Origin of the sequence: Pseudomonas sp. MM211, from assembly GCF_020386635.1 — a bacterium.
Taxonomy (GTDB): Bacteria; Pseudomonadota; Gammaproteobacteria; order Pseudomonadales; family Pseudomonadaceae; genus Aquipseudomonas.
The window spans coordinates 3449347-3473286 of record NZ_CP081942.1 but is presented as its reverse complement, the minus strand read 5'-3'; the positions used below and the strand labels follow the sequence as shown (position 1 = coordinate 3473286).

Annotated in this window: 23 protein-coding genes and 3 tRNA genes; 11 read left to right on the top strand and 15 right to left on the bottom strand. The window is 61.5% G+C overall.

Features of this window, described 5'->3' with window-relative positions; translation table 11 throughout:
- Positions 1 to 22: 22 nt before the first annotated feature.
- The 5 genes from clpP to K5Q02_RS15950 form a co-directional block, all read right to left on the bottom strand.
- On the bottom strand, positions 23 to 658 hold the full coding sequence (clpP, locus tag K5Q02_RS15970) for an ATP-dependent Clp endopeptidase proteolytic subunit ClpP (RefSeq protein ID WP_225832137.1): 636 nt from the start codon (positions 656 to 658) through the stop codon (positions 23 to 25).
- A gap of 91 nt (positions 659 to 749) precedes the next feature.
- Complete coding sequence (gene tig / locus K5Q02_RS15965) at positions 750 to 2060, bottom strand: trigger factor (RefSeq protein WP_225832135.1); 1311 nt, start codon at positions 2058 to 2060, stop codon at positions 750 to 752.
- Positions 2061 to 2186: 126 nt separating this feature from the next.
- Positions 2187 to 2271, bottom strand: a tRNA-Leu gene (locus K5Q02_RS15960).
- A gap of 61 nt (positions 2272 to 2332) precedes the next feature.
- A tRNA-His gene (locus tag K5Q02_RS15955) sits at positions 2333 to 2408 on the bottom strand.
- 38 nt (positions 2409 to 2446) lie between these two features.
- A tRNA-Arg gene (locus tag K5Q02_RS15950) sits at positions 2447 to 2523 on the bottom strand.
- Positions 2524 to 2789: 266 nt separating this feature from the next.
- On the opposite strand from K5Q02_RS15950, the gene folD reads away from it, so the two are divergent.
- The gene (gene folD / locus K5Q02_RS15945) at positions 2790 to 3644 is read left to right on the top strand and encodes a bifunctional methylenetetrahydrofolate dehydrogenase/methenyltetrahydrofolate cyclohydrolase FolD (protein ID WP_225832133.1); all 855 of its coding nucleotides are present in this window, start codon (positions 2790 to 2792) and stop codon (positions 3642 to 3644) included.
- Positions 3645 to 3688: 44 nt separating this feature from the next.
- On the opposite strand, the gene K5Q02_RS15940 is transcribed toward folD, so the two are convergent.
- From K5Q02_RS15940 to K5Q02_RS15930, 3 genes are all read right to left on the bottom strand, one after another.
- Complete coding sequence (locus K5Q02_RS15940) at positions 3689 to 5611, bottom strand: UvrD-helicase domain-containing protein (protein WP_225832131.1); 1923 nt, start codon at positions 5609 to 5611, stop codon at positions 3689 to 3691.
- A gap of 79 nt (positions 5612 to 5690) precedes the next feature.
- Positions 5691 to 7076 carry a cysteine--tRNA ligase gene (gene cysS / locus K5Q02_RS15935; protein ID WP_225832129.1) on the bottom strand — a complete coding sequence of 462 codons (1386 nt, stop codon included), beginning with the start codon at positions 7074 to 7076 and terminating at the stop codon, positions 5691 to 5693.
- Positions 7076 to 8755: a glutamine--tRNA ligase/YqeY domain fusion protein gene (locus K5Q02_RS15930; protein ID WP_225832127.1), complete on the bottom strand. Its 1680-nt coding sequence runs from the start codon at positions 8753 to 8755 to the stop codon at positions 7076 to 7078. The genes cysS and K5Q02_RS15930 overlap by 1 nt, the downstream gene beginning before the upstream one ends.
- Before the next feature lie 180 nt (positions 8756 to 8935).
- On the opposite strand from K5Q02_RS15930, the gene K5Q02_RS15925 reads away from it, so the two are divergent.
- A complete protein-coding gene (locus K5Q02_RS15925; RefSeq protein WP_225832125.1) occupies positions 8936 to 9430 on the top strand; it encodes a peptidylprolyl isomerase in 495 nt (164 codons plus the stop codon).
- Complete coding sequence (gene lpxH, locus K5Q02_RS15920; RefSeq protein WP_225832123.1) at positions 9427 to 10149, top strand: UDP-2,3-diacylglucosamine diphosphatase; 723 nt, start codon at positions 9427 to 9429, stop codon at positions 10147 to 10149. Before K5Q02_RS15925 ends, lpxH begins: the two co-directional genes overlap by 4 nt.
- Before the next feature lie 60 nt (positions 10150 to 10209).
- On the opposite strand, the gene K5Q02_RS15915 is transcribed toward lpxH, so the two are convergent.
- On the bottom strand, positions 10210 to 10869 hold the full coding sequence (locus K5Q02_RS15915; protein ID WP_225839705.1) for a tRNA-(ms[2]io[6]A)-hydroxylase: 660 nt from the start codon (positions 10867 to 10869) through the stop codon (positions 10210 to 10212).
- Positions 10870 to 10980: 111 nt separating this feature from the next.
- Positions 10981 to 11655 carry a CopM family metallochaperone gene (copM, locus tag K5Q02_RS15910; RefSeq protein WP_225832121.1) on the bottom strand — a complete coding sequence of 225 codons (675 nt, stop codon included), beginning with the start codon at positions 11653 to 11655 and terminating at the stop codon, positions 10981 to 10983.
- 161 nt (positions 11656 to 11816) lie between these two features.
- Here copM and K5Q02_RS15905 point away from each other — a divergent pair, with 161 nt between their 5' ends.
- Positions 11817 to 12680, top strand: coding sequence for a universal stress protein (locus K5Q02_RS15905; RefSeq protein ID WP_225832119.1), 864 nt, complete (start codon positions 11817 to 11819; stop codon positions 12678 to 12680).
- Here the strand turns inward: K5Q02_RS15905 and K5Q02_RS15900 are convergent, their stop codons facing one another.
- Complete coding sequence (locus K5Q02_RS15900; protein WP_225832117.1) at positions 12681 to 12914, bottom strand: DUF3820 family protein; 234 nt, start codon at positions 12912 to 12914, stop codon at positions 12681 to 12683. It abuts the gene before it with no gap.
- 114 nt (positions 12915 to 13028) lie between these two features.
- On the opposite strand from K5Q02_RS15900, the gene K5Q02_RS15895 reads away from it, so the two are divergent.
- Complete coding sequence (locus K5Q02_RS15895) at positions 13029 to 13397, top strand: glutathione S-transferase N-terminal domain-containing protein (protein ID WP_225832115.1); 369 nt, start codon at positions 13029 to 13031, stop codon at positions 13395 to 13397.
- A 163-nt stretch (positions 13398 to 13560) separates the two neighbouring features.
- On the opposite strand, the gene cadR is transcribed toward K5Q02_RS15895, so the two are convergent.
- The gene (gene cadR / locus K5Q02_RS15890; RefSeq protein WP_225832113.1) at positions 13561 to 14007 is read right to left on the bottom strand and encodes a Cd(II)/Pb(II)-responsive transcriptional regulator; all 447 of its coding nucleotides are present in this window, start codon (positions 14005 to 14007) and stop codon (positions 13561 to 13563) included.
- Between the two features lie 324 nt (positions 14008 to 14331).
- On the opposite strand from cadR, the gene K5Q02_RS15885 reads away from it, so the two are divergent.
- Entirely contained in the window at positions 14332 to 16536 is a 2205-nt protein-coding gene (locus K5Q02_RS15885) for a heavy metal translocating P-type ATPase (RefSeq protein WP_442964010.1), read from the top strand.
- Positions 16537 to 16671: 135 nt separating this feature from the next.
- Here the strand turns inward: K5Q02_RS15885 and K5Q02_RS15880 are convergent, their stop codons facing one another.
- Both K5Q02_RS15880 and K5Q02_RS15875 read right to left on the bottom strand, forming a co-directional pair.
- Complete coding sequence (locus tag K5Q02_RS15880; protein ID WP_225832112.1) at positions 16672 to 17274, bottom strand: glutathione S-transferase family protein; 603 nt, start codon at positions 17272 to 17274, stop codon at positions 16672 to 16674.
- A 38-nt stretch (positions 17275 to 17312) separates the two neighbouring features.
- Positions 17313 to 18479, bottom strand: coding sequence for an aminotransferase-like domain-containing protein (locus K5Q02_RS15875; protein ID WP_225832110.1), 1167 nt, complete (start codon positions 18477 to 18479; stop codon positions 17313 to 17315).
- An 81-nt stretch (positions 18480 to 18560) separates the two neighbouring features.
- Between K5Q02_RS15875 and K5Q02_RS15870 the strand changes: the two genes are divergently transcribed.
- The 4 genes from K5Q02_RS15870 (at position 18561) to dapF (ending at position 21801) form a co-directional block, all read left to right on the top strand.
- Positions 18561 to 19007, top strand: coding sequence for a MarR family winged helix-turn-helix transcriptional regulator (locus tag K5Q02_RS15870; protein WP_225832108.1), 447 nt, complete (start codon positions 18561 to 18563; stop codon positions 19005 to 19007).
- Positions 19008 to 19103: 96 nt separating this feature from the next.
- A complete protein-coding gene (locus K5Q02_RS15865; RefSeq protein ID WP_225832106.1) occupies positions 19104 to 19718 on the top strand; it encodes a LysE family translocator in 615 nt (204 codons plus the stop codon).
- Positions 19718 to 20911, top strand: coding sequence for a benzoate/H(+) symporter BenE family transporter (locus K5Q02_RS15860; RefSeq protein WP_225832104.1), 1194 nt, complete (start codon positions 19718 to 19720; stop codon positions 20909 to 20911). The genes K5Q02_RS15865 and K5Q02_RS15860 overlap by 1 nt, the downstream gene beginning before the upstream one ends.
- Positions 20912 to 20940: 29 nt before the next feature.
- Positions 20941 to 21801: a diaminopimelate epimerase gene (dapF, locus tag K5Q02_RS15855; RefSeq protein WP_225832102.1), complete on the top strand. Its 861-nt coding sequence runs from the start codon at positions 20941 to 20943 to the stop codon at positions 21799 to 21801.
- On the opposite strand, the gene K5Q02_RS15850 is transcribed toward dapF, so the two are convergent.
- The gene (locus K5Q02_RS15850; protein ID WP_225832101.1) at positions 21798 to 22694 is read right to left on the bottom strand and encodes a bile acid:sodium symporter family protein; all 897 of its coding nucleotides are present in this window, start codon (positions 22692 to 22694) and stop codon (positions 21798 to 21800) included. The two genes, dapF and K5Q02_RS15850, sit on opposite strands and share 4 nt — an antisense overlap.
- Positions 22695 to 22890: 196 nt before the next feature.
- Here K5Q02_RS15850 and K5Q02_RS15845 point away from each other — a divergent pair, with 196 nt between their 5' ends.
- Positions 22891 to 23895, top strand: coding sequence for an NADP-dependent oxidoreductase (locus K5Q02_RS15845; RefSeq protein ID WP_225832099.1), 1005 nt, complete (start codon positions 22891 to 22893; stop codon positions 23893 to 23895).
- Positions 23896 to 23940 lie beyond the last annotated feature (45 nt).

The following is a 23940-nucleotide window of genomic DNA, read 5'->3' as shown; positions in this document are numbered from 1 at the left end:
CGCCTATTTAGAGCTGCTTATTTTAAGCAGGACGCTGGGCGATGACTTCGTCGATCAACCCGTAGGCAAGAGCAGCCTCTGCACTCATGAAGTTATCGCGATTGGTGTCGCGCTCGATTTCCTCAAGGGTGTGCCCGCTGTGCTTGGCCATCAGCGTGTTCAAACGCTCGCGGATGAAGAGGATTTCCTTAGCATGGATTTCGATATCCGACGCCTGCCCCTGAAAACCGCCCAGTGGCTGGTGAATCATCACACGCGAGTTGGGCAGGCAGAAACGCTTGCCGTGCGCACCGGCAGTCAGCAGGAATGCGCCCATGCTGCAGGCCTGACCAATACAGGTGGTCGACACGTTAGGCTTGATGAACTGCATGGTGTCGTAGATCGACATGCCCGCGGTCACCGAGCCGCCCGGGGAGTTGATATAGAGATGGATGTCCTTGTCCGGGTTTTCCGCTTCAAGGAACAGCAGTTGCGCACAGATCAGGTTGGCCATGTAGTCCTCTACAGGGCCCACCAGAAAGATCACTCGCTCCTTGAGCAGGCGCGAGTAGATGTCATAGGCGCGCTCGCCACGAGCTGACTGCTCGACAACCATCGGAACCAGACCGCCAGCGGCCTGGATATCAGAGTTCTGCTGAATATACGAATTACGGAACATGCTCTGCAGTCACTCCCAAATAGTTATGTCTTGAATACGCATAAGCCAGCGCGAAGGCTGGCTTATGGTGTACGTCTTAGCGCAGAGACGATCAGGCGGCTTGCGGAGCTTCTACCGGCTTGACTGCTTCTTCGTAAGAGACTGACTTGTCAGTCACGTTAGCCTTCTGCAAAACAGTATCTACAACTTGCTCTTCCAGTACAACCGAACGAACCTCGTTCATCTGCTGGTCGTTCTTGTAGTACCACGCCACGACCTGCTCCGGCTCCTGGTAGGCCGAAGCCATTTCCTGGATCAATTCACGGACGCGAGCATCGTCAGGCTTCAGTTCGAACTGCTTGACCACTTCGGCAACGATCAGGCCGAGAGAAACGCGGCGCTTGGCTTGCTCTTCGAACAGTTCAGCCGGCAGCTGGTCAGGCTTGATGTTGCCACCGAACTGCTGAACAGCCTGCACACGCAGATTGTTGACTTCACTGGCGATCAGCGCCTTAGGCACTTCGACCGGATTCGATGCCAACAGGCCATCCATTACCTGGTTCTTGATCTTGGACTTGATGGCTTGGCGCAGCTCACGCTCCATGTTCTTGCGAACTTCGGTGCGGAAGCCTTCCAGACCGCCTTCCTTGATACCGAACAGAGTGAAGAACTCATCGTTCAGCTCTGGCAGTTGCGGAGCGGAGACGCTGTTCACCTTGACGGTGAATTCGGCGGTCTTGCCGGCCAGGTCGAGGTTCTGATAGTCCTCGGGGAAGGTCGGATTGATCACGCGCTCCTCACCAGCCTTGGCGCCGACCAGGGCGTCTTCGAAGCCAGGGATCATACGGCCGGAGCCCAGAACCAGCTGAGTACCGGTAGCGGAACCGCCAGCGAAGGCTTCACCGTCGATCTTGCCGACGAAGTCGATGTTCAGCTGATCGTCTTTCTCGGCAGCACGCTCGACGGCTTCGAAACGTGTGTTCTGCTTGCGCAGGATATCCAGCATGTTATCGACATCAGTGTCGGCCACTTCGGCCTGCTGACGCTCGATAGCGATGCCGTCAAGACCACCGATGGTGATTTCCGGGAACACTTCGAAGGTAGCGATGAACTCCAGATCCTTACCTTTCTCCAGCACTTTCGGCTCGACCGAAGGCTGACCGGCAGGTGCAAGCTTCTGCTCGGCAATCGCCTCATAGAAGGAGGACTGAATCACGTCGCCTACGGCTTCCTGACGTGCATCGGCCTCAAAACGCTGACGAATCACGCTCATTGGCACTTTGCCAGGACGGAAACCAGGGATCTTGGCCTTCTGTGCAGTCTGCTGCAGACGCTTGTTGACCTGAGTCTCGATACGCTCGGCCGGCACAGTAATGCTCATGCGGCGCTCGAGAGCGGAAGTGCTTTCAACAGAAACTTGCATGGATATTCCTCGTTGCACAGACGTATGCCGGCCGTTTACCGACCCCATTTAAGGGCATGCATTCTAGAGGGAGGTGTTGCAGAAGTCACCCTAGATGCAGGTGGCAAACGGGAGGGGCGCTAAAGATGGTGCGGACGGAGAGACTCGAACTCTCACACCTTGCGGCGCTGGAACCTAAATCCAGTGTGTCTACCAATTCCACCACGTCCGCGTGGTAATACATTTTCTACAAACAAAAACGCCAGGCTTTAAGGCCTGGCGCTTTCAGAATATGGGGTGGACGAAGGGGATCGAACCCTCGACACCAGGAGCCACAATCCTGTGCTCTACCAACTGAGCTACGCCCACCATATTGCTTTACTGCTTACTTGTGCCGACTCACCTAGTGGCGCACCCGGCAGGACTCGAACCTGCGACCATCCGCTTAGAAGGCGGATGCTCTATCCAGCTGAGCTACGGGCACTTATCCATCCACCAGAGCAGACTTCAAGCTTCGACTAGAGCGACTACTTTCGTTGCTGCCTTTGCCGCTTTACCCTGTCACTTGCTGTGCTCGCCAAGTGGTGCGCATCTTATAGAGCGCCCCCTAGGTCGTCAACACCCAAATCTAAAAAATTCAGTTAGATAAAGGAGTTACACCAAATCTACTCTCTGGCGCCTTTGCCCCTCCTTAATGCCATGCGAGAATGCGCGTCCTTTTTTCTCCCTTTCGATGGTTAACCAAGCGCAATGACCGCACAACTGATAGATGGCAAAGCGATTGCCGCCAATATCCGCCAGCAGATCGCCCAGCGCGTCGCCGACAGACGCCAGCAAGGACTGCGCGCACCCGGCCTGGCAGTGATTCTGGTCGGCAGCGATCCCGCCTCTGAGGTTTATGTCGCGCACAAGCGCAAGGACTGCGAGGAAGTCGGCTTCGTTTCCCGCGCTTACGACCTGAGCGCTGAAACCAGCCAGGACGAACTGCTGGCCCTGATCGACTCCTTGAATGAAGACACCAGCATCGACGGCATCCTGGTTCAGCTGCCGCTGCCGGCACACCTCGACTCCTCCTTGCTGCTCGAGCGCATCCGCCCGGACAAGGATGTGGACGGCTTCCATCCTTACAACATCGGTCGCCTGGCTCAGCGCATGCCGCTGCTACGCCCCTGCACCCCCAAGGGCATCATGACCCTGCTGGCGAGTACCGGGCAGGATCTCTATGGCATGCATGCCGTGGTGGTAGGCGCCTCGAATATCGTTGGCCGGCCAATGGCCATGGAGCTGCTGCTGGGCGGTTGCACCGTGACTGTCACGCACCGCTTCACCAAGGATTTGCCCGGCCATGTGGCCCAGGCAGATATCGTCGTGGTGGCGGCCGGTAAACCCGGCTTGGTTAAAGGTGAATGGATCAAGGAAGGCGCCATCGTCATCGACGTGGGCATCAACCGTCAGACGGACGGCAAGCTGATTGGCGACGTGGTGTACGAAACCGCCCTGCCCCGCGCCGGCTGGATTACCCCGGTGCCAGGCGGCGTAGGCCCGATGACCCGCGCCTGCCTGCTGGAAAACACCCTGCACGCAGCGGAACATCTGCACGCCTGATGGCAGTTCGCAGTAATGAAAACGGCGCCTTCGAGGCGCCGTTTTTATTTCAGTGTGCTCGTCGCCCCCTGAGGCTTGCGCACGAACCACAGCACCCGGCTCACGCCGCGGGTCACCGCCACGTAGCCAAGACGCAGGCTTTCGTCGGCCATTGCCTGATCGTAGCTGTTGGCGAAGAAACCGCAGTACGCGTACAGCGCGTTGCGCAGCGGATGAGGCGTGGGCGGCAGGCAGTCGTCGATGATGATTGCCACTTCGGCCTGCAGGCCCTTCGCACGATGGATGGTGTAAGCCTTTACCGGGAGCTTGCGATCGAGCCCGGCCTGCAGATCCTTTAGCGTCTCGTTACGCCGCCCCAGCAGCAGCACCGCAGTACGCTCCTTGGAATCGATGGAGCTAGCGTACTCACACTGGGCGGCAATTTCCTTCAACAGATCGGGCATCTGCCGGGCCAGGTCGAATGGCGTCACCAGCTGTACGCCATGCCCGCCGGGCGGCGCGCTCCTGATCGCTTCGGTGGTCTTATCCTGCTTGAAGGCGACCTCGCGCAGAATCGACTCGGCGTCGCGGATCACCGGCTCGATCGAGCGGTAATTCGCCTGCAGCATCAGCACCGCACTCTTGCCCTTGCCTTTGCTCGGGAAGTGCCGGTCGAAGGTCATGAACAACTCCGGCGAACTGCCGCGCCAACCATAGATCGACTGCCAGTCATCCCCGATGGCCATCAGGCTCACCGCCATCGAAGCGCCGACCAGGCGCCGATGCACGGCCTGCAGCCACTGTACGATCTGCGGTGAGACATCCTGAAATTCGTCGATCAACAGATGGGAGAAGTTCGCCAGCGACTCGGTGGGTAGCCCCCCGTCGCCTTCATCGAGCATCTGCGTCAGTTGTTGAAAGGCACCGTTGAAAGTCATCAGGCCCTGTTCGCCAAGACGCTGCTGCAGTGCCTGCCAGAAAGTCTGCAAGGCGAGGAGAAAAAAGCGCTCCTGATCCGAACAAGGCACCGCGACCACCGCCAGCTGGTCGATGCGAATGCCGATGCTTTCGATAAAGCCTGCCTGCCCGTAGAACACCTCGAACAACGGTGCAGCATGCAGCTCGCCCGCCAGCCTGAATGGCTGCATTGGCGCTTTGGGCAAGGGCTTCTGCTCATCCGGCACTGGCGAACCCAACAAGGCGTGAACCTGCGAGCGAAACGCCGGATCATCGACGTAGCAAGCCTGATACACCTCTTTCAGCAAGCGCCCCTGCGCAGCCCCCAGACGCCCGCCGGCCAGCGGATTATCGGGCTCGCTGGACGAGGCCTGTCGATCACCAAGCTGCTCGAACCAGCCTGGATTGCCCAATGCCTGACGGGCCAGCACGCCCATGGCGGAGTGAAAGGTACGCACGCACTGCTGTACCGCCCGCTCGTCGACCGGCGACGACCAGAACCCCAGCACCTTGAGCAGCCGCTCGCGCAGCTCGACGCAGGATGCATTGGTAAAGGAAATCACCGTCAACCGCTCGGGCTCGATGTTCAGGTGACAGAGCATGAAGACCACACGCAGCACCAGCGTCGTCGACTTGCCCGATCCTGCACCGGCAAAGATGCGCGTCAATGGCGCGCGCCCCAGGATCATCGCCCACTGCTCGTCGGAGGGCGCACCGACCACCCCGACAGCAACGGCTCGCGCGACGGTGTCACGCATAGCCTGCTCCTGAGCCGAGCTGATTTTCATCGCTGCAGCCGAGTAGATACCGGCGCTCGTGCGCCTAACGGGCTTTTTTGTTGCGGAGCTTGCGCCCTTCCCTGCGCGTTTTGGAGCTGCAGTTTTTTTTGCAGAGGTGGCTTTGCTTTTAGCTTTCGGTGCAGCCTTCAGCCGTTCAGCCGCAGCATGCTTTTCAGCCTCAAGATAAGCGGCAGTACGCGGAAAATAACGGGCCAGCGTAGTGGAAAGCAGCAGTTTGTAACGCGTCAGCATGGTTTTCCCATAGCGAATTGGATGCAGGCTTCTGGAAACGAAAAGGCCGCATCAGCGGCCTTTTCGTTGCGACACTCGCTTACTCGGCGAGTCGCCAGGTGGTGCCACCTTTGCCATCCTCGAGCACCACACCCAGAGCGGTGATCTGATCACGGATGCGGTCGGATTCCGCCCAATTTTTATCGGCACGCGCCTGCAAGCGTGCGGCGATCAGCGCTTCCACTTCAGCGGCATCGACCTTGCCTTCAGCGCCGGCCTTGAGGAAAGCATCCGGCTCCAGCTGTAGCACACCGAGCAAGCCTCCCAGTTCCTTGAGGCGTGCGCCCAGCGCAGCGGAAGTTTGCAGGTCGCTGTCTCGCAGGCGATTGACCTCACGCGCCAATTCGAACATCACCGAGCAGGCACCGGCAGTATTGAAATCGTCGTTCATCGCCGCACTGAAGCGCTCGACATAGCTTTCGCCACCAGCCGGGGCGGCCTCTGGCAACCCTTTAAGCGCATTGTAGAAGCGCTCCAGGGCCGCCTTGGACTCGCGCAGGTTGTCTTCGGAATAGTTGATCGGGCTGCGGTAGTGACTGGCGATCAGCAGGTAGCGCACTACTTCCGGATGATACTTCTCCAACACCTCACGAATGGTGAAGAAGTTGCCCAACGACTTGGACATCTTCTCGCCATTGATAGTGATCATCCCGCAGTGCAGCCAGGAGTTGGCGTAAGGCTTGCCAGTGGCAGCCTCGCTCTGGGCAATCTCGTTCTCATGGTGCGGAAACTCGAGGTCGTTACCGCCGCCATGAATGTCGAACGACTCACCAAGGCAGCAGGTGGACATCACCGAGCACTCGATGTGCCAGCCCGGACGACCGTCGCCCCAAGGCGATGACCAGCTCGGCTCGCCCGGCTTGGCTGCCTTCCAAAGAACGAAATCAAGCGGATCCTGCTTGGATTCGCCGGGCTCGATGCGCGCACCAATACGCAGATCTTCCACACGGCGGCGCGACAGCTTGCCATAACCTTCGAACTTGCCGACACGGTAGTACACGTCGCCGTTGCCCGGTGCGTAGGCGTACCCCTTGTCGATCAGGGTCAGGATCATCGCGTGCATGCCGGCGATATGATCGGTGGCGCGCGGCTCCTGATCAGGCTTGAGGATGTTCAGCCGCGCTTCGTCTTCGTGCATCGCACTGATCATTCGCTCGGTGAGCGCCTCAAAGGCCTCGCCGTTTTCGTTGGCGCGATTGATGATCTTGTCGTCGATGTCGGTGATGTTGCGCACATAGGTCAGGTCGTAACCGCTATGGCGCAGCCAGCGTGTTACCACGTCGAAGGCGACCATGCTGCGACCGTGGCCCAGGTGGCAGAAGTCGTAGACGGTCATCCCGCACACGTACATGCGCACCTGGTTACCGACCAAGGGCTTGAAGACTTCCTTGCTCTTGCTAAGGGTGTTGTAGATGGAAAGCGCCATTACTGACCCCAGGAGTCACGCAGGGTGACGGTACGATTGAAGACCAATGCGTCCGGCTCGGAATCCCTGGCGTCCAGGCAGAAGTAGCCTTCGCGCTCGAACTGGAAGCGATCTTCGGCAGCAGCCTGGGCCAGCGACGGCTCGGCGCGGCAACCTTTGAGCACCACCAGCGAATCCGGGTTGATGTTGTCGAGGAAGCTGCCGCTCTGCTCGCCATCGTCACCAGCCTTCTCCGGGTTGGCGGAACGGAACAGGCGGTCGTACAGGCGTACTTCGCACTCGACGCTCTCGGCTGCCGGAACCCAGTGGATCACGCCCTTGACCTTGCGGCCTTCCGGGTTCTTGCCCAGGGTGTTTTCGTCGTAGGAGCAGCGCAGCTCGACGATATTGCCGGCAGCATCCTTGATCGCTTCGTCGGCGCGAATCACGTAGCTACCGCGCAGGCGCGCTTCGCCGCCAGGAATCAGGCGTTTGAAGCCGTCCGGCGGGGTTTCTTCGAAGTCGCCGGCGTCGATGTAGATCTCGCGGGAGAACGGCAGCACGCGGGTACCGATATCCTGCTTGGGATGGCGCGCCAGCTCCAGGTTCTCGACCTTACCTTCCGGGTAATTGGTGATCACCACCTTGAGCGGCTTGAGCACGCACATGGCGCGCGACGCGTTGGCGTCCAGGTCTTCGCGGATGGCGAACTCGAGCATGCCGATGTCCACCAGTCCGCCGGCGCGGTTGACGCCGATCATATCGCAGAAGGTGCGGATCGAAGCCGGCGTGTAACCACGGCGACGATAGCCGGACAGGGTCGACATGCGCGGGTCATCCCAGCCGTTGACGTGTTTCTCGTCGACCAGTTGCTTGAGCTTGCGCTTGCTGGTGATGGTGTAGTTCAGGTTCAGCCGGGCGAATTCGTACTGACGCGGCTGCGCCGGCACTGGCAGATTGGCCAGGAACCATTCGTACAGCGGGCGATGATCCTCGAACTCCAGGGTGCAGATCGAGTGGGTCACGCCTTCGATGGCATCCGACTGACCGTGGGTGAAGTCGTAGCTCGGATAGATGCACCACTTGTCGCCGGTCTGGTGGTGATGGGCGTGGCGGATGCGATAGAGGATCGGGTCGCGCAGATTCATGTTGCGCGAGGCCATGTCGATCTTGGCGCGCAGGGCGCGGGCGCCATCCGGGAACTCGCCGGCCTTCATGCGTGCGAACAGGTCGAGGTTCTCCTCGACACTGCGCTCGCGGTACGGGCTGTCCTTGCCGGGCGTATTCAGGGTGCCACGGTATTCGCGGGCTTCGTCCGGCGACAGGTCGTCAACATAAGCCTTGCCGGCCTTGATCAGCTCGACGGCCCAGTCATGCAACTGGTCGAAGTAATTGGAGGCATAACGCTCCTCGCCGGCCCATTTGAAGCCGAGCCACTCGACGTCGGCCTTGATGGCGTCGATGTATTCCTGATCTTCCTTGGCTGGGTTGGTGTCGTCGAAACGCAGGTTGCACTCGCCACCGAATTCCTGGGCCAGGCCGAAGTTCAGGCAGATCGACTTGGCATGGCCGATATGCAGGTAGCCGTTGGGCTCCGGCGGGAAACGGGTGATGATCTTGGCGTGCTTGCCAGCGTCCAGATCAGCCTGAACGAGGGGACGCAGGAAGTTGGCGGCTTTTTCGACGGTGGGCTTGCTCATGGTGTCCTTAGCGCGTGCGGATTGCGGCACAGGGTAGGCCGACTAAAACAAAGCGCTTATCATAGCCCAAGCTGTCAATACCCTGACAGGCCTTGGTGCCTGCTCCTGACCTCCGGGCGACATAAATGTCCATACCGAACCGGGAGCAGCCCGCGATTTTCTCGACAGAGCGATAAACACATGATCAAGCTGCACACCAACCACGGCGTCATCACCCTGAAGCTGTTCGAAGAAAAGGCCCCCGCCACCGTCGCCAACTTCAAGGAATACGTGAAGAGCGGCCACTACGACGGCACTGTGTTCCACCGCGTGATCGGCAACTTCATGATCCAGGGTGGCGGTTTCGAACCGGGCATGAAGCAGAAGCCGACCAAAGCGACGATCAAGAACGAAGCCAACAACGGTCTGAGTAACAAGATCGGCACCGTGGCCATGGCTCGCACCTCGGAGCCACACTCGGCGTCCGCGCAGTTCTTCATCAACGTTGGTGACAACACCTTCCTCGACCACAGCGCACAGACCGTACAGGGCTGGGGCTACGCGGTGTTCGGTGAAGTGGTCGAAGGCCTGGAAGTGGTCGAAGCCATCAAGGGCGTCGCCACCACCATGAAATCCGGCCATCAGGACGTTCCGGCTGAAGACGTGATCATCGAGAAGGCCGAGATCGTCGAGTGATCCTGCTGATCTCCGACCTGCATCTTGAAGAGGAGCGCCCGGATATCAGCCGGGCGTTCTTGCATTTCCTCGCCCACCGGGCACCCCAGGCCGAGGCGCTGTATATCCTTGGCGACTTTTTCGAAGTATGGATTGGCGACGACGCCATGACCCCCTTTCAGCGCGGTATCGCCCAGGCGCTGCGCCGGTTGAGCGACAGCGGTACGCGCGTCTACCTGATGCACGGCAACCGTGACTTCCTGCTTGGCAAGGCGTTCTGTCGCGAGGCCGGCTGCACGCTGCTCGGCGATCCTCACGAAGTGCGCTTCGCTGGCGAGAAGGTGCTACTCATGCACGGCGACAGCCTGTGCACCCTGGATGTCGGCTACATGAAGATGCGCCGCCTGCTGCGCAACCCCATCAGCCTGTTCATCCTGCGCAACTTGCCGTTGAGCACCCGCCACAAGCTGGCGCGCAAGCTGCGCTCAGAAAGCCGCTCGCAGACCCGAATGAAGGCCAGCGACATCGTCGATGTCACGCCAGAAGAAGTACAGCGCGTGATGGCGGCCCATGGCGTACGTACACTGATCCACGGTCACACCCACCGCCCGGCTACCCACGACGTGCTGATCGATGGTCAACCGGCACGGCGAATCGTCCTGGGCGACTGGGATAAACAGGGTTGGGCGCTGCAGATCGATGAAAACGGCTTTAACCAGAGCGCCTTCGCCCTGGAGTGAAACAGCAGGTAGCTCGGCGTTGAGCGAAGCGATACCCGGGAATCTTCCGACGAATCCCGTCTACGCCTGCGGAACACCGCTGTGGAAGCGAAATTCCGTATCCGGCGACTCGATGAGCTCCTGCTCGAGCGCCCTCACCCGCTCGATGGCCTGATCGACATCCGCCGTATCGCCATACTGGTAGGCGAGTTTCAGGTAACCCTGAAAGTGCCGCGCTTCGCTTTTCAGCAGACCGAAGTAGAACTTGCCCAGTTCTTCGTCCAGATGCGGCACGATCGCCTCGAAGCGCTCGCAGCTGCGCGCCTCGATAAAGGCACCGACCACCAGGGTGTCGACCAGCTTGTAGGGTTCGTGATTGCGCATGCCCTTGCGCAGGCCCGAGGCGTAGCGCGCGGCGGAAACCGGACGCAGGCCGATCTTGCGGCGTTTCATAATGCGCAGCACCTGCTCGTGGTGAACCAGTTCCTCACGAGCCAGGCGCGACATCATGGTGATCAAATCCGCGTGGCAACTGTACTTGGCGATCAGGCTGAGCGCCGTGCTGGCGGCTTTGAACTCACAGTTTTTATGGTCAATCAGCATGATGTCCTGATTGGCCAGGGCAGCATCGACCCAGGCCTGAGGCGTGCGGCAACCGAGAAATTCATGGATTTCCGGCAGGTTCGGCGTGGCGCTGCGGCGGCTGGGCGATGGCTGATCGGGAGCAGTGGCTGGAAACAACACGGGTATGGGCTCTGGCGGCTGGCTATTTGATAAGCCGGCCATTATAGGGCCGCCAGAGCGGCGCGTCCTGCCTATCGGCCCGCGCAGAGCATGGGCGGGGCGAACGACTCAGTTGTTTTCCAGCCAAGCGTTCATCTGGGTGATTTCCTGCTCCTGCGCAGCGATGACCTGCTTGGCAAGCTTCAGCACTTCTGGGTCGGAGCCGTAAGCCAATGCGACCTTGGCCATCTCGATGGCGCCCTGGTGATGAGGAATCATCCCGCGCATGAAGTCCTGATCGGCGTTACCACTGAAATCAACGGCCATGGCACCGTGCATACGATGGTTGACCACCTCGAATGCAGCCCTGACTTCAGCGCTCTTGCCGGCGTCGACAGTGGCCTCATATCGCTCGGCGTTAGTAGCCAACCACTCGTTCATCAGGCCGATCTCCTGATCCTGCGCGGCAATGACCTCACTGGCCAAGGCACGCACCCTTGCGTCGCTGCCGTACTGCAGCGCGACCTTGGCCATCTCGATGGCGCCCTGATGATGGGGAATCATGCCGCGCATGAAATCCACATCGGCACTGCCGGTCAGCGTGACGGCCATCGCCTTGTGCATCCTGTCGTTGATCGCGCGGTAGGCGGTCGTCGAGGCACTGGCATTCGCCGACATGCCCTCGGCCGAGTGCGCGGCATGCCCGCCTGCATGGCCGTTGGCTGCATCCTGGGCGGTCGCTATGCCGGCGGTCAGCACGGACGCCCCGGCAAACAGCAGTAAACCTAGCGCTTTGGCTTTCATTGACGATCCTCGACCATTGATAAGAGGTCAGAACCTACACCTTGCCACGACGGGAAGGTCAAGGTGCCGCCTACCGCTGCGGCTTGCGTCACCGGGCCACGGTCATACGCGCCACACGCCATCTATAGTGAATAGGGCAAGCCACACGCAGAGGAAACCCCATGCAAGCCATCCGCAGCATTCTCGTTGTCATCCAGCCGGATCATCTAGACGCACTTGCCCTGAAACGCGCCAAGCTGATTGCTGGCGTGACGCAGTCTCATCTGCACCTGCTGATTTGCGATGAATCGGGCGAACACAGCGGCCACCTGCGGCTGCTCAGTAATGCACTGCAGCAGGATGGCTACAGCGTCAGCACCGAGCAGGCGTGGCATGGCAACCTGCATGAAACGGTCAGCACCGTACAGCAAGCCGAGGGCTGCGGCTTGGTGATCAAGCAGCACATGCCTGACAACCCGCTGAAAAAAGCCCTGCTGACGCCCGATGACTGGAAGCTGCTGCGCTACTGCCCCTGCCCGGTGCTATTGGTGAAAACGCAGACGCCCTGGGCCGGTGGCACGGTATTGGTCGCCGTGGACGTGGGTAATATCGACGATGAGCATCGCGCGCTGCATACCCGCATCGTCGATCACGGTTATGACATCGCCAACCTGGCAAAAGCCGAACTGCACGTGCTCAGCGCCCATCCATCGCCGATGCTGTCAGCCGCCGATCCGACCTTCCAGCTGCGCGAAACCATCGAGGACAGCTACCGTCAGCAGTGCCTGGAGTTTCAGCAGACCTATGACATCGACGATCAGCACCTGCATATCGCCGAAGGCCCGGCCGATGTGCTGATCCCGCATTTCGCCCACCAGTTGCGCGCGGCCGTCACGGTGATCGGCACCGTTGCGCGCACAGGGTTCAGTGGTGCGCTGATCGGCAACACCGCCGAGGTGATTCTCGACGCGCTGGAAAGTGACATTCTGGTGCTCAAGCCAGACAGCATCATCGAGCACTTGGAGCAGCAACTCAGCGAGCGCTGATCACTCGCGAAACGGCTGCCTTGGCTTACTGCGCAAGGGATCGAGCAGCGCCGACAAGCCGTTGTGATCAATCTCCTGCATCAGCGCCAGCAACTGGCCGATCTCGCCCTTCGGGAAGCCTTCACGGGCGAACCAGTTCAGGTAATGTCCCGGCAGGTCGGCGATCAGCCGGCCTTTGTATTTGCCAAAGGGCATTTCTCGGCTCACCAACAATTTCAGGTCTTCGGGTTTCATCACATCGGCCGTCAGGTTTGCGTAGGCGGGTCATTATGCCGCAACCGTCAGGCGGTTGGGCCGGCCGCTCAACTCGGGTAAGCTGCGCGCCGTTCACACTTGCAGGTACTCCCCATGATTATCAAGGCACTGCGCCTCGGCCTAGGCCAACTGATCGTTCTCGGCGACCTCGCCACCCGTCCGGCCAAGATGAAGCGTGCTCCCGAAGCACAATCTGCCGTCGACCAGGCCGCGGGCCATCTGGCGCTCTACCAGTTCAAGGCCTGCCCGTTCTGCGTGAAGATTCGCCGCAAGCTGCATACCCTCAATGTGCCTGTCGCCCTGCGCGACGCCAAGAACGACGCCACCTCGCGCAGCGAGCTGGAGAGCCAGGGCGGCAAGATCAAGGTGCCGTGCCTACGTATCGAAGAAAATGGCCAGAGCACCTGGCTGTACGAATCCAAGGCCATTGCAGCCTATCTGGATCAGCGCTTCGCGGTGTGAAGCGTCCGTAGTAAGCCTCTAAAAGCGTAGGCGAGGCAGTCAGCGCAATACCGCTTTCAGCCCCGCGGAAACAGGTGAGAGTGCAGTTTACGAGCGGTAAATGAGCATTTTAACGGGGCTGGCAATCCAGCCTGTTTTCAACGCAGGTGTTTTTAGAAGCGCCTTAGTGCTGATGGCTACGCCCGACATGGGACACATCCTTCTCGGCATGCAGGTTGTCACTGGTGCTGAGCTGACGAATGATCTCGCAGGGCGACGATTGCTGATCCGCCAAGCAACTATTGCGCAGCTCGACCAACTGCCCCTGTAACGACTGCAGGCTGGCGATGCGCGCATTGACGTGTTCGATGTGTTCGTCGATCAGGGTATTGATTGCCTCGCAATTTTCCGCCGGCCGGCCGCGCAGGCTGAGCAGCTCACGAATCTCGTCGAGCGTCATGTCCAGGGTGCGGCAGTTGCGGATGAAAGTCAGGCGTTCGACGTGCTCCGGCCGGTACAGCCGATAATTGCCCTCGCTACGCTGCGGCGCCGGCAGCAGCCCTTCGCGCTCGTAATACCGAATGGTCTCCACCTGGCTGCCGGTAGCTGCTGCCAATTCGCCAATTTTCATAATATTCCCCTTGATCGCTTGACCCTATAGTGGCTACAGGGTGTTCACTCTGCAACAGGTTATTTGGAGATACCCATGGCCAACTGTTGCGATCACGACCACACCCCAAAGCCCTCTCGCACCCAGGACTCGTGCTGCGCTGCCGAGACTGCGTCGCCATGCTGCGACTCTGGCAGCGCGTTGATCACCGGGATCAGCGAGCCGGCGCCCGCCCACGCCAGCCCTGCGATGGAAAGCAGCACACTGCGCATCGAACAGATGTGCTGCCCCACAGAAGAAGGCCTGATTCGCGGCAAGCTGCAGCACCTGCCCGAAGTGCACGCCATGCGCTTCAATCTGCTCAACCGCACACTGCTGGTCGAGCACCAGGCGGGCGCCGCGCCTTTGCTGGTCAAGGCCATCGCCAGCCTTGGCATGCAGGCAGTGCCGCTGGCCGCGGAGACTCGGGTGCGCATCGAGCAGATGGACTGCCCCACCGAGGAGCGCCTGATCACCGACAAACTCGCCCGGCAGCCCGGCATCGAAGCACTGCAATTCAATCTGATGCAGCGGGTGCTGACCATTCGCCACAGCCCGGATGCCCTCGAGCCGGCGTTACAGGCCATACGTGAGCTGGGTTTCACCCCGCAGCCCGAAGGCGACGACAGCCAGCCAGTGACTGCCGAGCCGCCCAGCGGCGGGGTACCTTGGCGGCTGATCGGGGCTGGCGTGGCGGCGTTCATGGCGGAGGTGGTGCACTTCACCGACACCGCGCCGGAGTGGGTGGTCGCGTTGATCGCTCTGGGCGCGATCCTCACGGCCGGGCTCGATGTCTACAAGAAAGGCTGGATCGCCCTCAAGAATCTCAATCTGAACATCAACGCGCTGATGAGCATCGCCGTGACCGGCGCCGTGCTGATCGGCCAGTGGCCCGAAGCGGCAATGGTCATGGTGCTGTTCGCCATCGCCGAACGGATCGAGGCGAAATCCCTGGATCGCGCGCGCAACGCTATTCGCGGCCTGATGGCACTGACCCCGGAGCAGGCCACGGTGCGTCAGCCCGACGGCAGTTGGCAGACAATGGAAGTCACACAGGTTGCCATCGGCAGCGTGGTTCGGCTGCGCCCCGGCGAACGCATCGGCCTAGATGGGCAGGTGCTCGAAGGGCACTCGACGGTCGACCAGTCGCCGATCACCGGGGAAAGCCTGCCCATCGAGAAAAGCGTGGGCGATACCCTATTCGCCGGCACCATCAACCAAAGCGGCGCGCTGGACTACCAGGTCAGCGCCGCCGCCAGCAACAGCGCGCTGTCACGCATCATCAAGGCCGTGGAAGAGGCTCAGGGTGCGCGGGCGCCGACCCAGCGTTTCGTCGACCGTTTCGCCCGCATCTACACCCCGCTGGTCTTCCTGCTCTCGCTAGCCGTGGCCGTGGTGCCGCCGCTGCTGATGAATGGTGATTGGTTCGAGTGGGTCTATCGCGCGCTGGTACTGCTGGTGGTCGCCTGCCCTTGCGCGCTGGTGATTTCCACGCCGGTAAGCATCGTCAGCGGTCTGGCGGCGGCGGCGCGCAAGGGCATCCTGGTCAAGGGCGGCGTGTACCTGGAGAACGGCCGGCACATCACCCACCTGGCGCTGGACAAGACTGGCACCCTCACCCACGGCAAACCGGTACAGACCGACTATCAGGCCCTGGAAAGCGATGCCGATGTCTACCGCAAACTTGCGGCCAGCCTGGCCGCCCGTTCCGATCACCCAGTGTCCCAGGCGGTGGCCAAGGCGGCGCAGGAGCAAGGTGTCGTGCTCGACGAGGTGCAGGCATTCGAGGCGCTGCCCGGGCGTGGCGTAAGCGGCGTGATCGACGGCCAGCGCTACCAGTTGGGCAATCATCGCCTGCTCGAAGAACTGGGCCTGTGCTCGCCGGAGATCGAAATCCGACTCGATGGGTTGGAACGTGAAGGCAAGACGGTGATTCTGCTCAGCGACGATAAACGCGCCCTGGCGCTGTTCGCGGTCGCTGACACGCTCAAGGCCAGTAGCCGTGAGGCCATCGCCACCCTGCATGAAATGGGTATCAAGACCCTGATGCTCACCGGTGATAATCAGCACACCGCCCAAGCCATCGCCGCTCAGGTCGGCATCGATGAAGCCCGCGGCGACCTGCTGCCCGCCGACAAGCTGGCGACCGTCGAAGGTCTGCTCGGTCAGAAAGGCGTGGTCGCCATGGTCGGCGACGGCATCAACGATGCCCCTGCCCTGGCCCGTGCCGATGTCGGCTTCGCCATGGCGGCGATCGGCACCGACACGGCCATCGAAACCGCCGACGTGGCGATCATGGACGACGACCTGCGCAAGATTCCGACGTTCATCCAGCTGTCCCGGCAGACCGCAACGATCCTCAAGCAGAACATCGCCCTGGCTCTGGGTATCAAGGCGATCTTCCTGGCGGTGACCATCACCGGGCACGCCACCATGTGGATGGCGGTGTTCGCTGATGTGGGTGTGAGCCTGCTGGTGGTGTTCAATGGCCTGCGCCTACTGCGCAAGTAGGCGCTTGCTCCCGCAGCCTGTCACTAAGCGTAGCGATGTGCAGGGGCGGCTTCGATAGCTGCATTTGCAAGCAGCGAAAACCGCTCCCTGGGTTTCGCTGCGCTCTACGCCAGGCTACAAGAGCGGACGGTGCTGCTAGCCCAACATGGTCACGTGCTGCGGGTGGCTGGCGACACGATCCAGCCAGGCGTTGACCGCGGGGTAGCCGCTCAGGTCGAAACTGCCTTCGTGGGCCACGTGGGTATAGGCGTACAGGGCGATATCGGCGATGGAATAACGGTCACCGACCAGGTAAGGAGTCTGCTCCAGCTGCCGTTCCATGACTCGCAGCGCCTTGTGACCACGCACCTGGCACACCTTGTACTCCTCGGCGCGTGCCGCTGGCATGCCTTCGAGCCACTGAATGCGACGGGCCACGGCAATGTAGGGCTCATGGCTGTACTGCTCGAAGAACTGCCACTGCAGTACCTGGGTGCGCAGGCGTGGTTCGGTCTGCAGGAACTCGCTGCCATCGGCGAGGAAATTGAGGATGGCGTTGGACTCCCACAGGTACGAGCCGTCTTCCAGCTCCAGCACCGGAATCCTGCCATTGGGGTTCTTGGCCAGGAACTCGGGGCTCTGTGTCTCGCCCTTGAAAATATCGATCGGCACCCATTCGAACGGTTTGCCGAGCAGGGTCAGCATCAGCTTGACCTTGTAGCAGTTGCCAGAGCGGTAGTCGCCATACACCTTGTACATGTTCGCCTCCTGAATCCCAATGCCTCTTTAGCCAATAGTCACGCCGCGTCCGCGGCCAGTCCCTGACGCACCACACCCGCCAGCCGGCGCAGCCCTTCACCCAGACGCTCCGGTGCCACGTGGCTGAAGTTCAGCCGCAGGTAACCGTGCTCGCGATCCGGGTCGATGAAAAACGGCTCGCCCGGCATGAATGCCACGTTCTGGGCCAGCGCCGCGTCGAGCAGCAGACGGGTGTCCTGGGGCTGCTTGAGGCGCAGCCAGAAGAACAGACCGCCCTGGGGAATCTGCCACTCAGCCAGATCACTGAAATGTTCGACGAGCGCCGCCTGCATCGCATCACGCCGCAAGCGATAGAAATTTCGCAGCTCGGCCAGATGCTCGCTGTAGCGCTCGGTGCCCAGCCATTGCAGCGCTTGCCACTGGCCCACGCGGTTAGTGTGCAGATCCGCCGACTGTTTGAGACGCAGCAGGTGCGGGTACAGATCCGCCGTAGCGATCAAGTAACCGACGCGCAGCCCGGGCAGCAGGGTCTTGGAGACGGTGCCGGTGTAGATCCAGCTGGCCTTGCGCAGGCGACTGACGATCGGCGTGGCGCTACCAGCGTCGAACACCAGCTCGCGGTAGGGCTCATCCTCGATCAGCGTCACCTGATAACGATCCAAGAGGGCCGCCACAGCGTCACGCTTGGCCTCGCTGTAGCGCACGGCACTGGGGTTCTGGAACGTCGGAATCAGGTAAGCGAACGCCGGGCGCTGGCGCTCCAGCTGCTCTTCGAGTGCCTGCAGCTGCGGGCCATCGGCCTCCTGCGGCACGGCGATGCAGTCAGCGCCGAACAGCTGGAAGGCCTGCAGGGCAGCAAGGTAGGTCGGCGCCTCGAGCAGTACTTTGGTGCCGGGATCGATAAACAGCTTGCTGGCCAGGTCGAGGGTCTGCTGCGAGCCGCTGACGATAAGCACCTGGCTCGCCTCACACGGCACGCCCAGGGCACGCGCTTCGGCGGCAATGGCTTCACGCAGCGCCGGCTCTCCCTCGCTCATGCCGTACTGCCCCATGCTGACGGGCATCTGCGACCAATCGAGCGCTGGCAGCATCTCCTCGGCAGGCAGGCCACCGGCGAACGACATCACCTCCGGACGCTGGGCGGCAGCGAGAATTTCGCGGATCAGGGAGCTTTTCAGACGGGTGATGCGTTCGGAGAAGGCCATGGAGGTCACCGGGTGATAAGTCGGGAGAATTGAGTCAAACTGGTTGACCGAAAGTACGATGCCCGAGACATATACGTCAACATGATTGACCTTAAAAATTCAGCAACTCAACAAGCGGCCATGGAAGCCTTCTTCTTCGGTTACCAGGCGTTCACCGCCAAGGCCGACGAAATGCTCGCGCGCCGGGGACTGTCGCGGGTGCACCAGCGCATCCTGTTCTTCATCGCCCGTCACCCCGGGCTGAGCGTCAAGGAATTGCTCGGTTACCTTGGCGTGAGCAAGCAAGCGCTGAGCATCCCGTTGCGTCAGTTGCAGGAAATGAATCTGGCGCAAAGCGTCCCCGCCGAAGATGACAAGCGCAAACGCTTGCTCGGTCTCACTGCCGAGGGCGCCAATCTGGAGCGGGCGCTGCGCCGTGAGCAGGTAAAACTGCTGCAGCGCGCCTTCGACGAAAGCGGCAAGCACGCGGTGGATGGCTGGCTGGCAGTGAACAAGGCATTGAGCGGTACAGGTCGAACACCGGAGTGATGGGCACGCAACTGTATGGTTGCTTATAGCCGCCGCTGTACCGCGACGGCCACGCTGGCAGCCCTTATCGTGGCGGCTCAACTTCGAGACTTCGCCATGACCCCGGAACTGCTGATCGCCTTCATCGCCTTTGCCTTCGTCACCTCGGTGACGCCTGGCCCCAACAATATGATGTTGCTCGCTTCCGGGGTGAACTTCGGCCTGCGTCGCAGCGTGCCGCACATGCTCGGTATCAGCCTCGGCTTCATGGTGCTGGTGATGTGCGTAGGATTCGGCCTGGGCCAGGTGTTCGAGCAAGTGCCGGCGCTGTACACCGTACTGCGCTACCTGGGCGCGGCCTACCTGCTCTACCTGGCCTGGAAGATCGCCGGCTCTGGTGCTCCGGACAGCACGGGGGGCGAACGCGGCAAGCCTTTCACCTTTCTCCAGGCTGCCGCCTTCCAGTGGGTCAACCCCAAGGCCTGGGTGATGGCCATCGGCGCCATCACCACCTACACGCCGCAGGAAAATTTCCTGGTCAACGTGCTGCTGATCGCCGGACTGTTCGCGCTGGTCAACTGCCCGAGCGTGGGGCTGTGGACGGTGGCAGGCTCGCTGCTGCGCAACTGGCTGCGTAACCCCCGCGTGCTGCGTGCCTTCAACATCGGCATGGCAGTGCTGCTGGTGGCCTCGCTGTACCCGATCTTCGCCGACATGAAAGGAGTGCTGTGATGCTCGAGAGCAGCCGCCCTCGCCTGCGGCCGCTGGCCGACACCTCGACCTCCGCCGTGGTAGCGGGCTTCATCGGCATGCTCACGGGCTACACCAGCTCCCTGGTGCTGATGTTCCAGGCGGGCCAGGCTGCCGGGCTCAGCGCCGGGCAGATTTCCTCGTGGATCTGGGCGCTGTCGATCGGCATGGCAGTGACCTGCATCGGTCTGTCCCTGCACTACCGCGCGCCCATCATGGTCGCCTGGTCGACCCCCGGCGCGGCATTGCTGATCACCAGCCTGCCCGGCGTGCCTTACAGCGAGGCGATAGGCGCCTACATCCTATGCTCCGCGCTGATTCTGGTTTGCGGCCTGACCGGCAGCTTCGACCGCATCATGCGGCGCATCCCCGGCTCCATCGCCGCCGCTCTGCTGGCCGGCGTGCTGTTCAAGATCGCGCTGGAAATCTGCGTGGCCGCCGAGCAGCAGCCCCTGCTGGTGATCGCCATGCTGTTCGCCTATCTGCTCGGCAAGCGCCTGCTGCCCCGCTACGCCGTACTGGCTGCGCTGCTGGTCGGCTGCGTGCTGGCTGGCACTCTGGGGCTGCTGAACTTCTCCCAGTTCGAGCTGCAGCTGGCGACCCCGGAATGGACCACGCCGAGCTTTTCCATCGCTGCGGCGATCAGCATCGGCATCCCGCTGTTCATCGTCGCCATGGCTTCGCAGAACCTGCCAGGCATGGCCGTACTGCGAGCCAACGGCTATGACGTTCCGGCGTCGCCGCTGCTCAACACCACCAGCCTGGTGTCGATCCTGCTGGCGCCGTTCGGCTCCCACGGCATTCACATGGCGGCCATCAGCGCGGCGATCTGCGCCGGCCCCGAGGCCCATGAAGATCCGCGCAAGCGGTACACGGCAGCAATCTGGTGCGGGGTGTTCTATGGCATCGCCGGGCTGTTCGGCGCCACCCTCGCCGCCCTGTTCGCGGCATTGCCCAAGGCACTGATCCTGTCAATCGCCGCCCTGGCATTGTTCGCCTCGATCATTGGTGGCCTGACCCAGGCCATGAGCGAACCCAAGGAACGCGAAGCGGCGTTGATCACCTTTCTCGTCACCGCTTCGGGGATGACCCTGTTCGGGGTGGGTTCGGCGTTCTGGGGCATCGTCGCAGGCTTGCTGACCCTGGCGCTGCTCAATGGCGGCAAACGTGCCTGAGCGGCGATGAACATATTAAGGCCCCAGACATGCCGTTGAGCTTTCACAAGATGCACGCCAACGGCGATGACTTCGTGGTGGTCGACTCACGCAACTCGGCCAACCCAGTGACAGGCGCCCTGGCTCGACGCCTGGGTGATCGCAACTGCGGCATCGGCTTCAATCAACTGGCGGTAATACTTGATTGCGCTGATGCCGACGCACGCCTGACGTTCTGGAACGCCGATGGTTCGATGCTGGATGCCTGCGGTAGCGCGACGCGCGGCGTTGCAGACCTGCTGATGCGCGAGTCGAACAGCACCAGGCTGGTACTGCGCAGCAACCGTGGTCTGCTGACCTGCGAGCGGATCAGCAATGGAGCCATTGCCGTGAGCATGGGGGAGCCGCTGTTCGACTGGGCGGATATCCCTCTGGCAGAGGAGCACGACACCGCAGCTTTGCCGCTCGCCGGCGCCCCAGCGGCCTGCAGCATGGGCAATCCGCACTGCACCTATTTCGTCGATGACCTGGCAGCGCTGGATATCGCCACACTCGGGCCGGCGCTAGAGATCAACCCGCTGTTCCCCCGCAAAACCAACGTGCACTTCGTGCAGATCATCGACCGCAAACGCATCAGGCTGCGCATCTGGGAACGCGGCGGCGGCATTCCCCTCGGCTCAGGGTCTTGCTGCTGCGGTGCCGCGGTCAACGGCATGCGCCGCGGCCTGCTGGACGACACCGTCGACGTGGAATGTGATGGAGGAACAGTGACGGTTCACTGGGATGGCAGCGGCCCGGTATTTCTCACCGGGCCGGTAGCGCACTGCTTTTCCGGCGTTATCGCGGATAGCGTATTGGCCACGAGCAGCACCGGACTACCTGAAACCCATACCCGAAGCGCTCATTTCTAGGCACTACGCTCAGCCTCCGTCGCCAGCTGATTGCCATGGGCCGCATTCACCCACCAGCCGAACGCCGCGGCGGTGAAGAACATGATGATGCTGTACAGCGCAGCGGGAATCGCCATGGTGCTGTTGTTCAGCAATACCGGGCTGAGCGCCAGGGCGATGGCCAGGGTGCCGTTGTGGATGCCGATCTCCATGCCGATGGCGATGGCCTGCCGCAGGCTGAGCTTGAGCAGACGTGGCACGAAGTAGCCCACCGCCAGGCTCAGCAGGTTGAATGCCAGGGCCGCGGCACCGACTACCGGCGCGTAATCGAGCACGGTCTGCCAGTCCTTGACCAGTGCCAGGATGATGATCAGCAGCAGGAACAGCGCCGAGATGATCTTCACCGGGTTTTCCATACGCATGGCGAAACCAGGAAAGCGGCTGCGCAGGAACATGCCGATGGCCACCGGCCCCAGCACGATGGCGAAAACCTGAACCACCTTGGCGAACTGCAGTGGAATCGCCTGGTCGCCCTCCATGAAGTAGGCCAGCGACAGGTTGACGATGAAGGGCATGGTCAGCACTGCGACGACCGAGTTCACTGCAGTCAGGGTGATGTTCAGTGCGACGTCGCCATGGGCCAGGTGGCTATACAGATTGGCGGAGGTACCACCGGGCGACGCGGCCAGCAGCATCATGCCCACGGCCAGGGCAGGCGCCAGGCCGAACGCCTGCACCATGAAGAAACAGGCCACCGGCAACAGCAGCAATTGGCAGGACAGGCCGATCAGCACTGGCTTGGGGTACTTCACCACCCGGGCGAAATCCGCCAGGGTCAGGGACAAGCCCAGGCCGAGCATGATGATGCCCAGAGCCAGGGGAAGAAACACGCTCAGCAAAGGACTTGCAGTCATCGATACATCTCCGTGGTCAGACTTCCGTGATCGTGATCCACACTGTAGCGGGCAATCGTCAGCCCGCGCATGGGGCGTTGCAGCAAACCCAGCCCCATCAGTTCGATGGATCGGTAGACATTCGGCCACTGCGACATCCTTGTCCAATGCCCCGGTGAGGATTATCACCACTGCTTATTTCAACGGAGGTTTTTCCATGTCCACTCAGCTCAACCGCCAGTTTCTGCTCGCCAAACGCCCGACCGGCATGGTCAGCCGCGATACGTTCGATTACGTGGAAAAACCGGTCGGCGAACCTGGCAGCGGGCAGATCCTGGTCAAGAACCTCTACCTGTCGCTGGATCCGGCCATGCGCGGCTGGATGAACGAGGGCAAGTCCTACATCGCGCCGGTTGGCCTGGGCGATGTGATGCGCGCGCTTGGCGTCGGTGAAGTGATTGCGTCCAACCACCCGGACTATGCCGTCGGCGATCACGTCAACGGCGCCCTGGGTGTGCAGGACTACTTCCTCGGCGAGCCTAGGGGCTTCTACAAGGTCGATCCGCAGCGTGCACCCTTGCCGGTCTACCTGTCGGCCCTCGGCATGACGGGCATGACCGCTTACTTCGCCCTGCTCGACGTCGGCGCGCCGAAGAGCGGCGACACCGTAGTGCTCTCCGGTGCTGCTGGTGCGGTGGGCAGCATTGCCGGGCAAATCGCCAAGCTCAAGGGCTGCCGGGTCATCGGCATCGCCGGTGGCGCCGAAAAATGCGCCTACCTGACCGATGAGCTGGGCTTCGATGCGGCCATCGACTACAAGAGCGAGTCGCTGCCCGAGGCGCTCAAGCGCGAGTGTCCGAAAGGCATCGATGTGTACTTCGACAACGTCGGTGGCGACACCCTGGACGCCGTACTGGGCCGCCTCGCTCCCAAGGCGCGCATCGTCATCTGCGGCGCCATCAGCCAGTACAACAACAAGGAAGCGGTCAAGGGTCCGGCCAACTACCTGTCCCTGCTGGTCAACCGCGCACGCATGGAGGGCTTCGTGGTAATGGATCACGCCGCCAACTTCGCCAGCGCAGCGGCAGAAATCGGCGGTTGGCTGGCCAGCGGCAAGGTCAAATCCAAGGAGCACGTGGTCGAGGGCCTGGAAACTTTCCCGGAAACCCTCCTCAAGCTGTTCAAAGGTGAAAACTTCGGCAAGCTGGTGCTCAAGGTCTGAGACCCGCTCGGCGAGCGGCACCCCTGCCGCTCGCCGGTGACGACT

What these genes read in the sequence shown, in the direction of transcription:
- clpP (WP_225832137.1), bottom strand. Translation starts at nt 658, where the DNA reads ATGTTCCGTAATTCGTATATTCAGCAGAACTCTGATATCCAGGCCGCT.
- tig (WP_225832135.1), bottom strand. Translation starts at nt 2,060, where the DNA reads ATGCAAGTTTCTGTTGAAAGCACTTCCGCTCTCGAGCGCCGCATGAGC.
- folD (WP_225832133.1), top strand. Translation starts at nt 2,790, where the DNA reads ATGACCGCACAACTGATAGATGGCAAAGCGATTGCCGCCAATATCCGC.
- K5Q02_RS15940 (WP_225832131.1), bottom strand. Translation starts at nt 5,611, where the DNA reads ATGCTGACGCGTTACAAACTGCTGCTTTCCACTACGCTGGCCCGTTAT.
- cysS (WP_225832129.1), bottom strand. Translation starts at nt 7,076, where the DNA reads ATGGCGCTTTCCATCTACAACACCCTTAGCAAGAGCAAGGAAGTCTTC.
- K5Q02_RS15930 (WP_225832127.1), bottom strand. Translation starts at nt 8,755, where the DNA reads ATGAGCAAGCCCACCGTCGAAAAAGCCGCCAACTTCCTGCGTCCCCTC.
- K5Q02_RS15925 (WP_225832125.1), top strand. Translation starts at nt 8,936, where the DNA reads ATGATCAAGCTGCACACCAACCACGGCGTCATCACCCTGAAGCTGTTC.
- copM (WP_225832121.1), bottom strand. Translation starts at nt 11,655, where the DNA reads ATGAAAGCCAAAGCGCTAGGTTTACTGCTGTTTGCCGGGGCGTCCGTG.
- K5Q02_RS15905 (WP_225832119.1), top strand. Translation starts at nt 11,817, where the DNA reads ATGCAAGCCATCCGCAGCATTCTCGTTGTCATCCAGCCGGATCATCTA.
- K5Q02_RS15900 (WP_225832117.1), bottom strand. Translation starts at nt 12,914, where the DNA reads ATGAAACCCGAAGACCTGAAATTGTTGGTGAGCCGAGAAATGCCCTTT.
- K5Q02_RS15895 (WP_225832115.1), top strand. Translation starts at nt 13,029, where the DNA reads ATGATTATCAAGGCACTGCGCCTCGGCCTAGGCCAACTGATCGTTCTC.
- cadR (WP_225832113.1), bottom strand. Translation starts at nt 14,007, where the DNA reads ATGAAAATTGGCGAATTGGCAGCAGCTACCGGCAGCCAGGTGGAGACC.
- K5Q02_RS15885 (WP_442964010.1), top strand. Translation starts at nt 14,332, where the DNA reads ATGCGCTTCAATCTGCTCAACCGCACACTGCTGGTCGAGCACCAGGCG.
- K5Q02_RS15880 (WP_225832112.1), bottom strand. Translation starts at nt 17,274, where the DNA reads ATGTACAAGGTGTATGGCGACTACCGCTCTGGCAACTGCTACAAGGTC.
- K5Q02_RS15875 (WP_225832110.1), bottom strand. Translation starts at nt 18,479, where the DNA reads ATGGCCTTCTCCGAACGCATCACCCGTCTGAAAAGCTCCCTGATCCGC.
- K5Q02_RS15870 (WP_225832108.1), top strand. Translation starts at nt 18,561, where the DNA reads ATGATTGACCTTAAAAATTCAGCAACTCAACAAGCGGCCATGGAAGCC.
- K5Q02_RS15865 (WP_225832106.1), top strand. Translation starts at nt 19,104, where the DNA reads ATGACCCCGGAACTGCTGATCGCCTTCATCGCCTTTGCCTTCGTCACC.
- K5Q02_RS15860 (WP_225832104.1), top strand. Translation starts at nt 19,718, where the DNA reads ATGCTCGAGAGCAGCCGCCCTCGCCTGCGGCCGCTGGCCGACACCTCG.
- dapF (WP_225832102.1), top strand. Translation starts at nt 20,941, where the DNA reads ATGCCGTTGAGCTTTCACAAGATGCACGCCAACGGCGATGACTTCGTG.
- K5Q02_RS15850 (WP_225832101.1), bottom strand. Translation starts at nt 22,694, where the DNA reads ATGACTGCAAGTCCTTTGCTGAGCGTGTTTCTTCCCCTGGCTCTGGGC.
- K5Q02_RS15845 (WP_225832099.1), top strand. Translation starts at nt 22,891, where the DNA reads ATGTCCACTCAGCTCAACCGCCAGTTTCTGCTCGCCAAACGCCCGACC.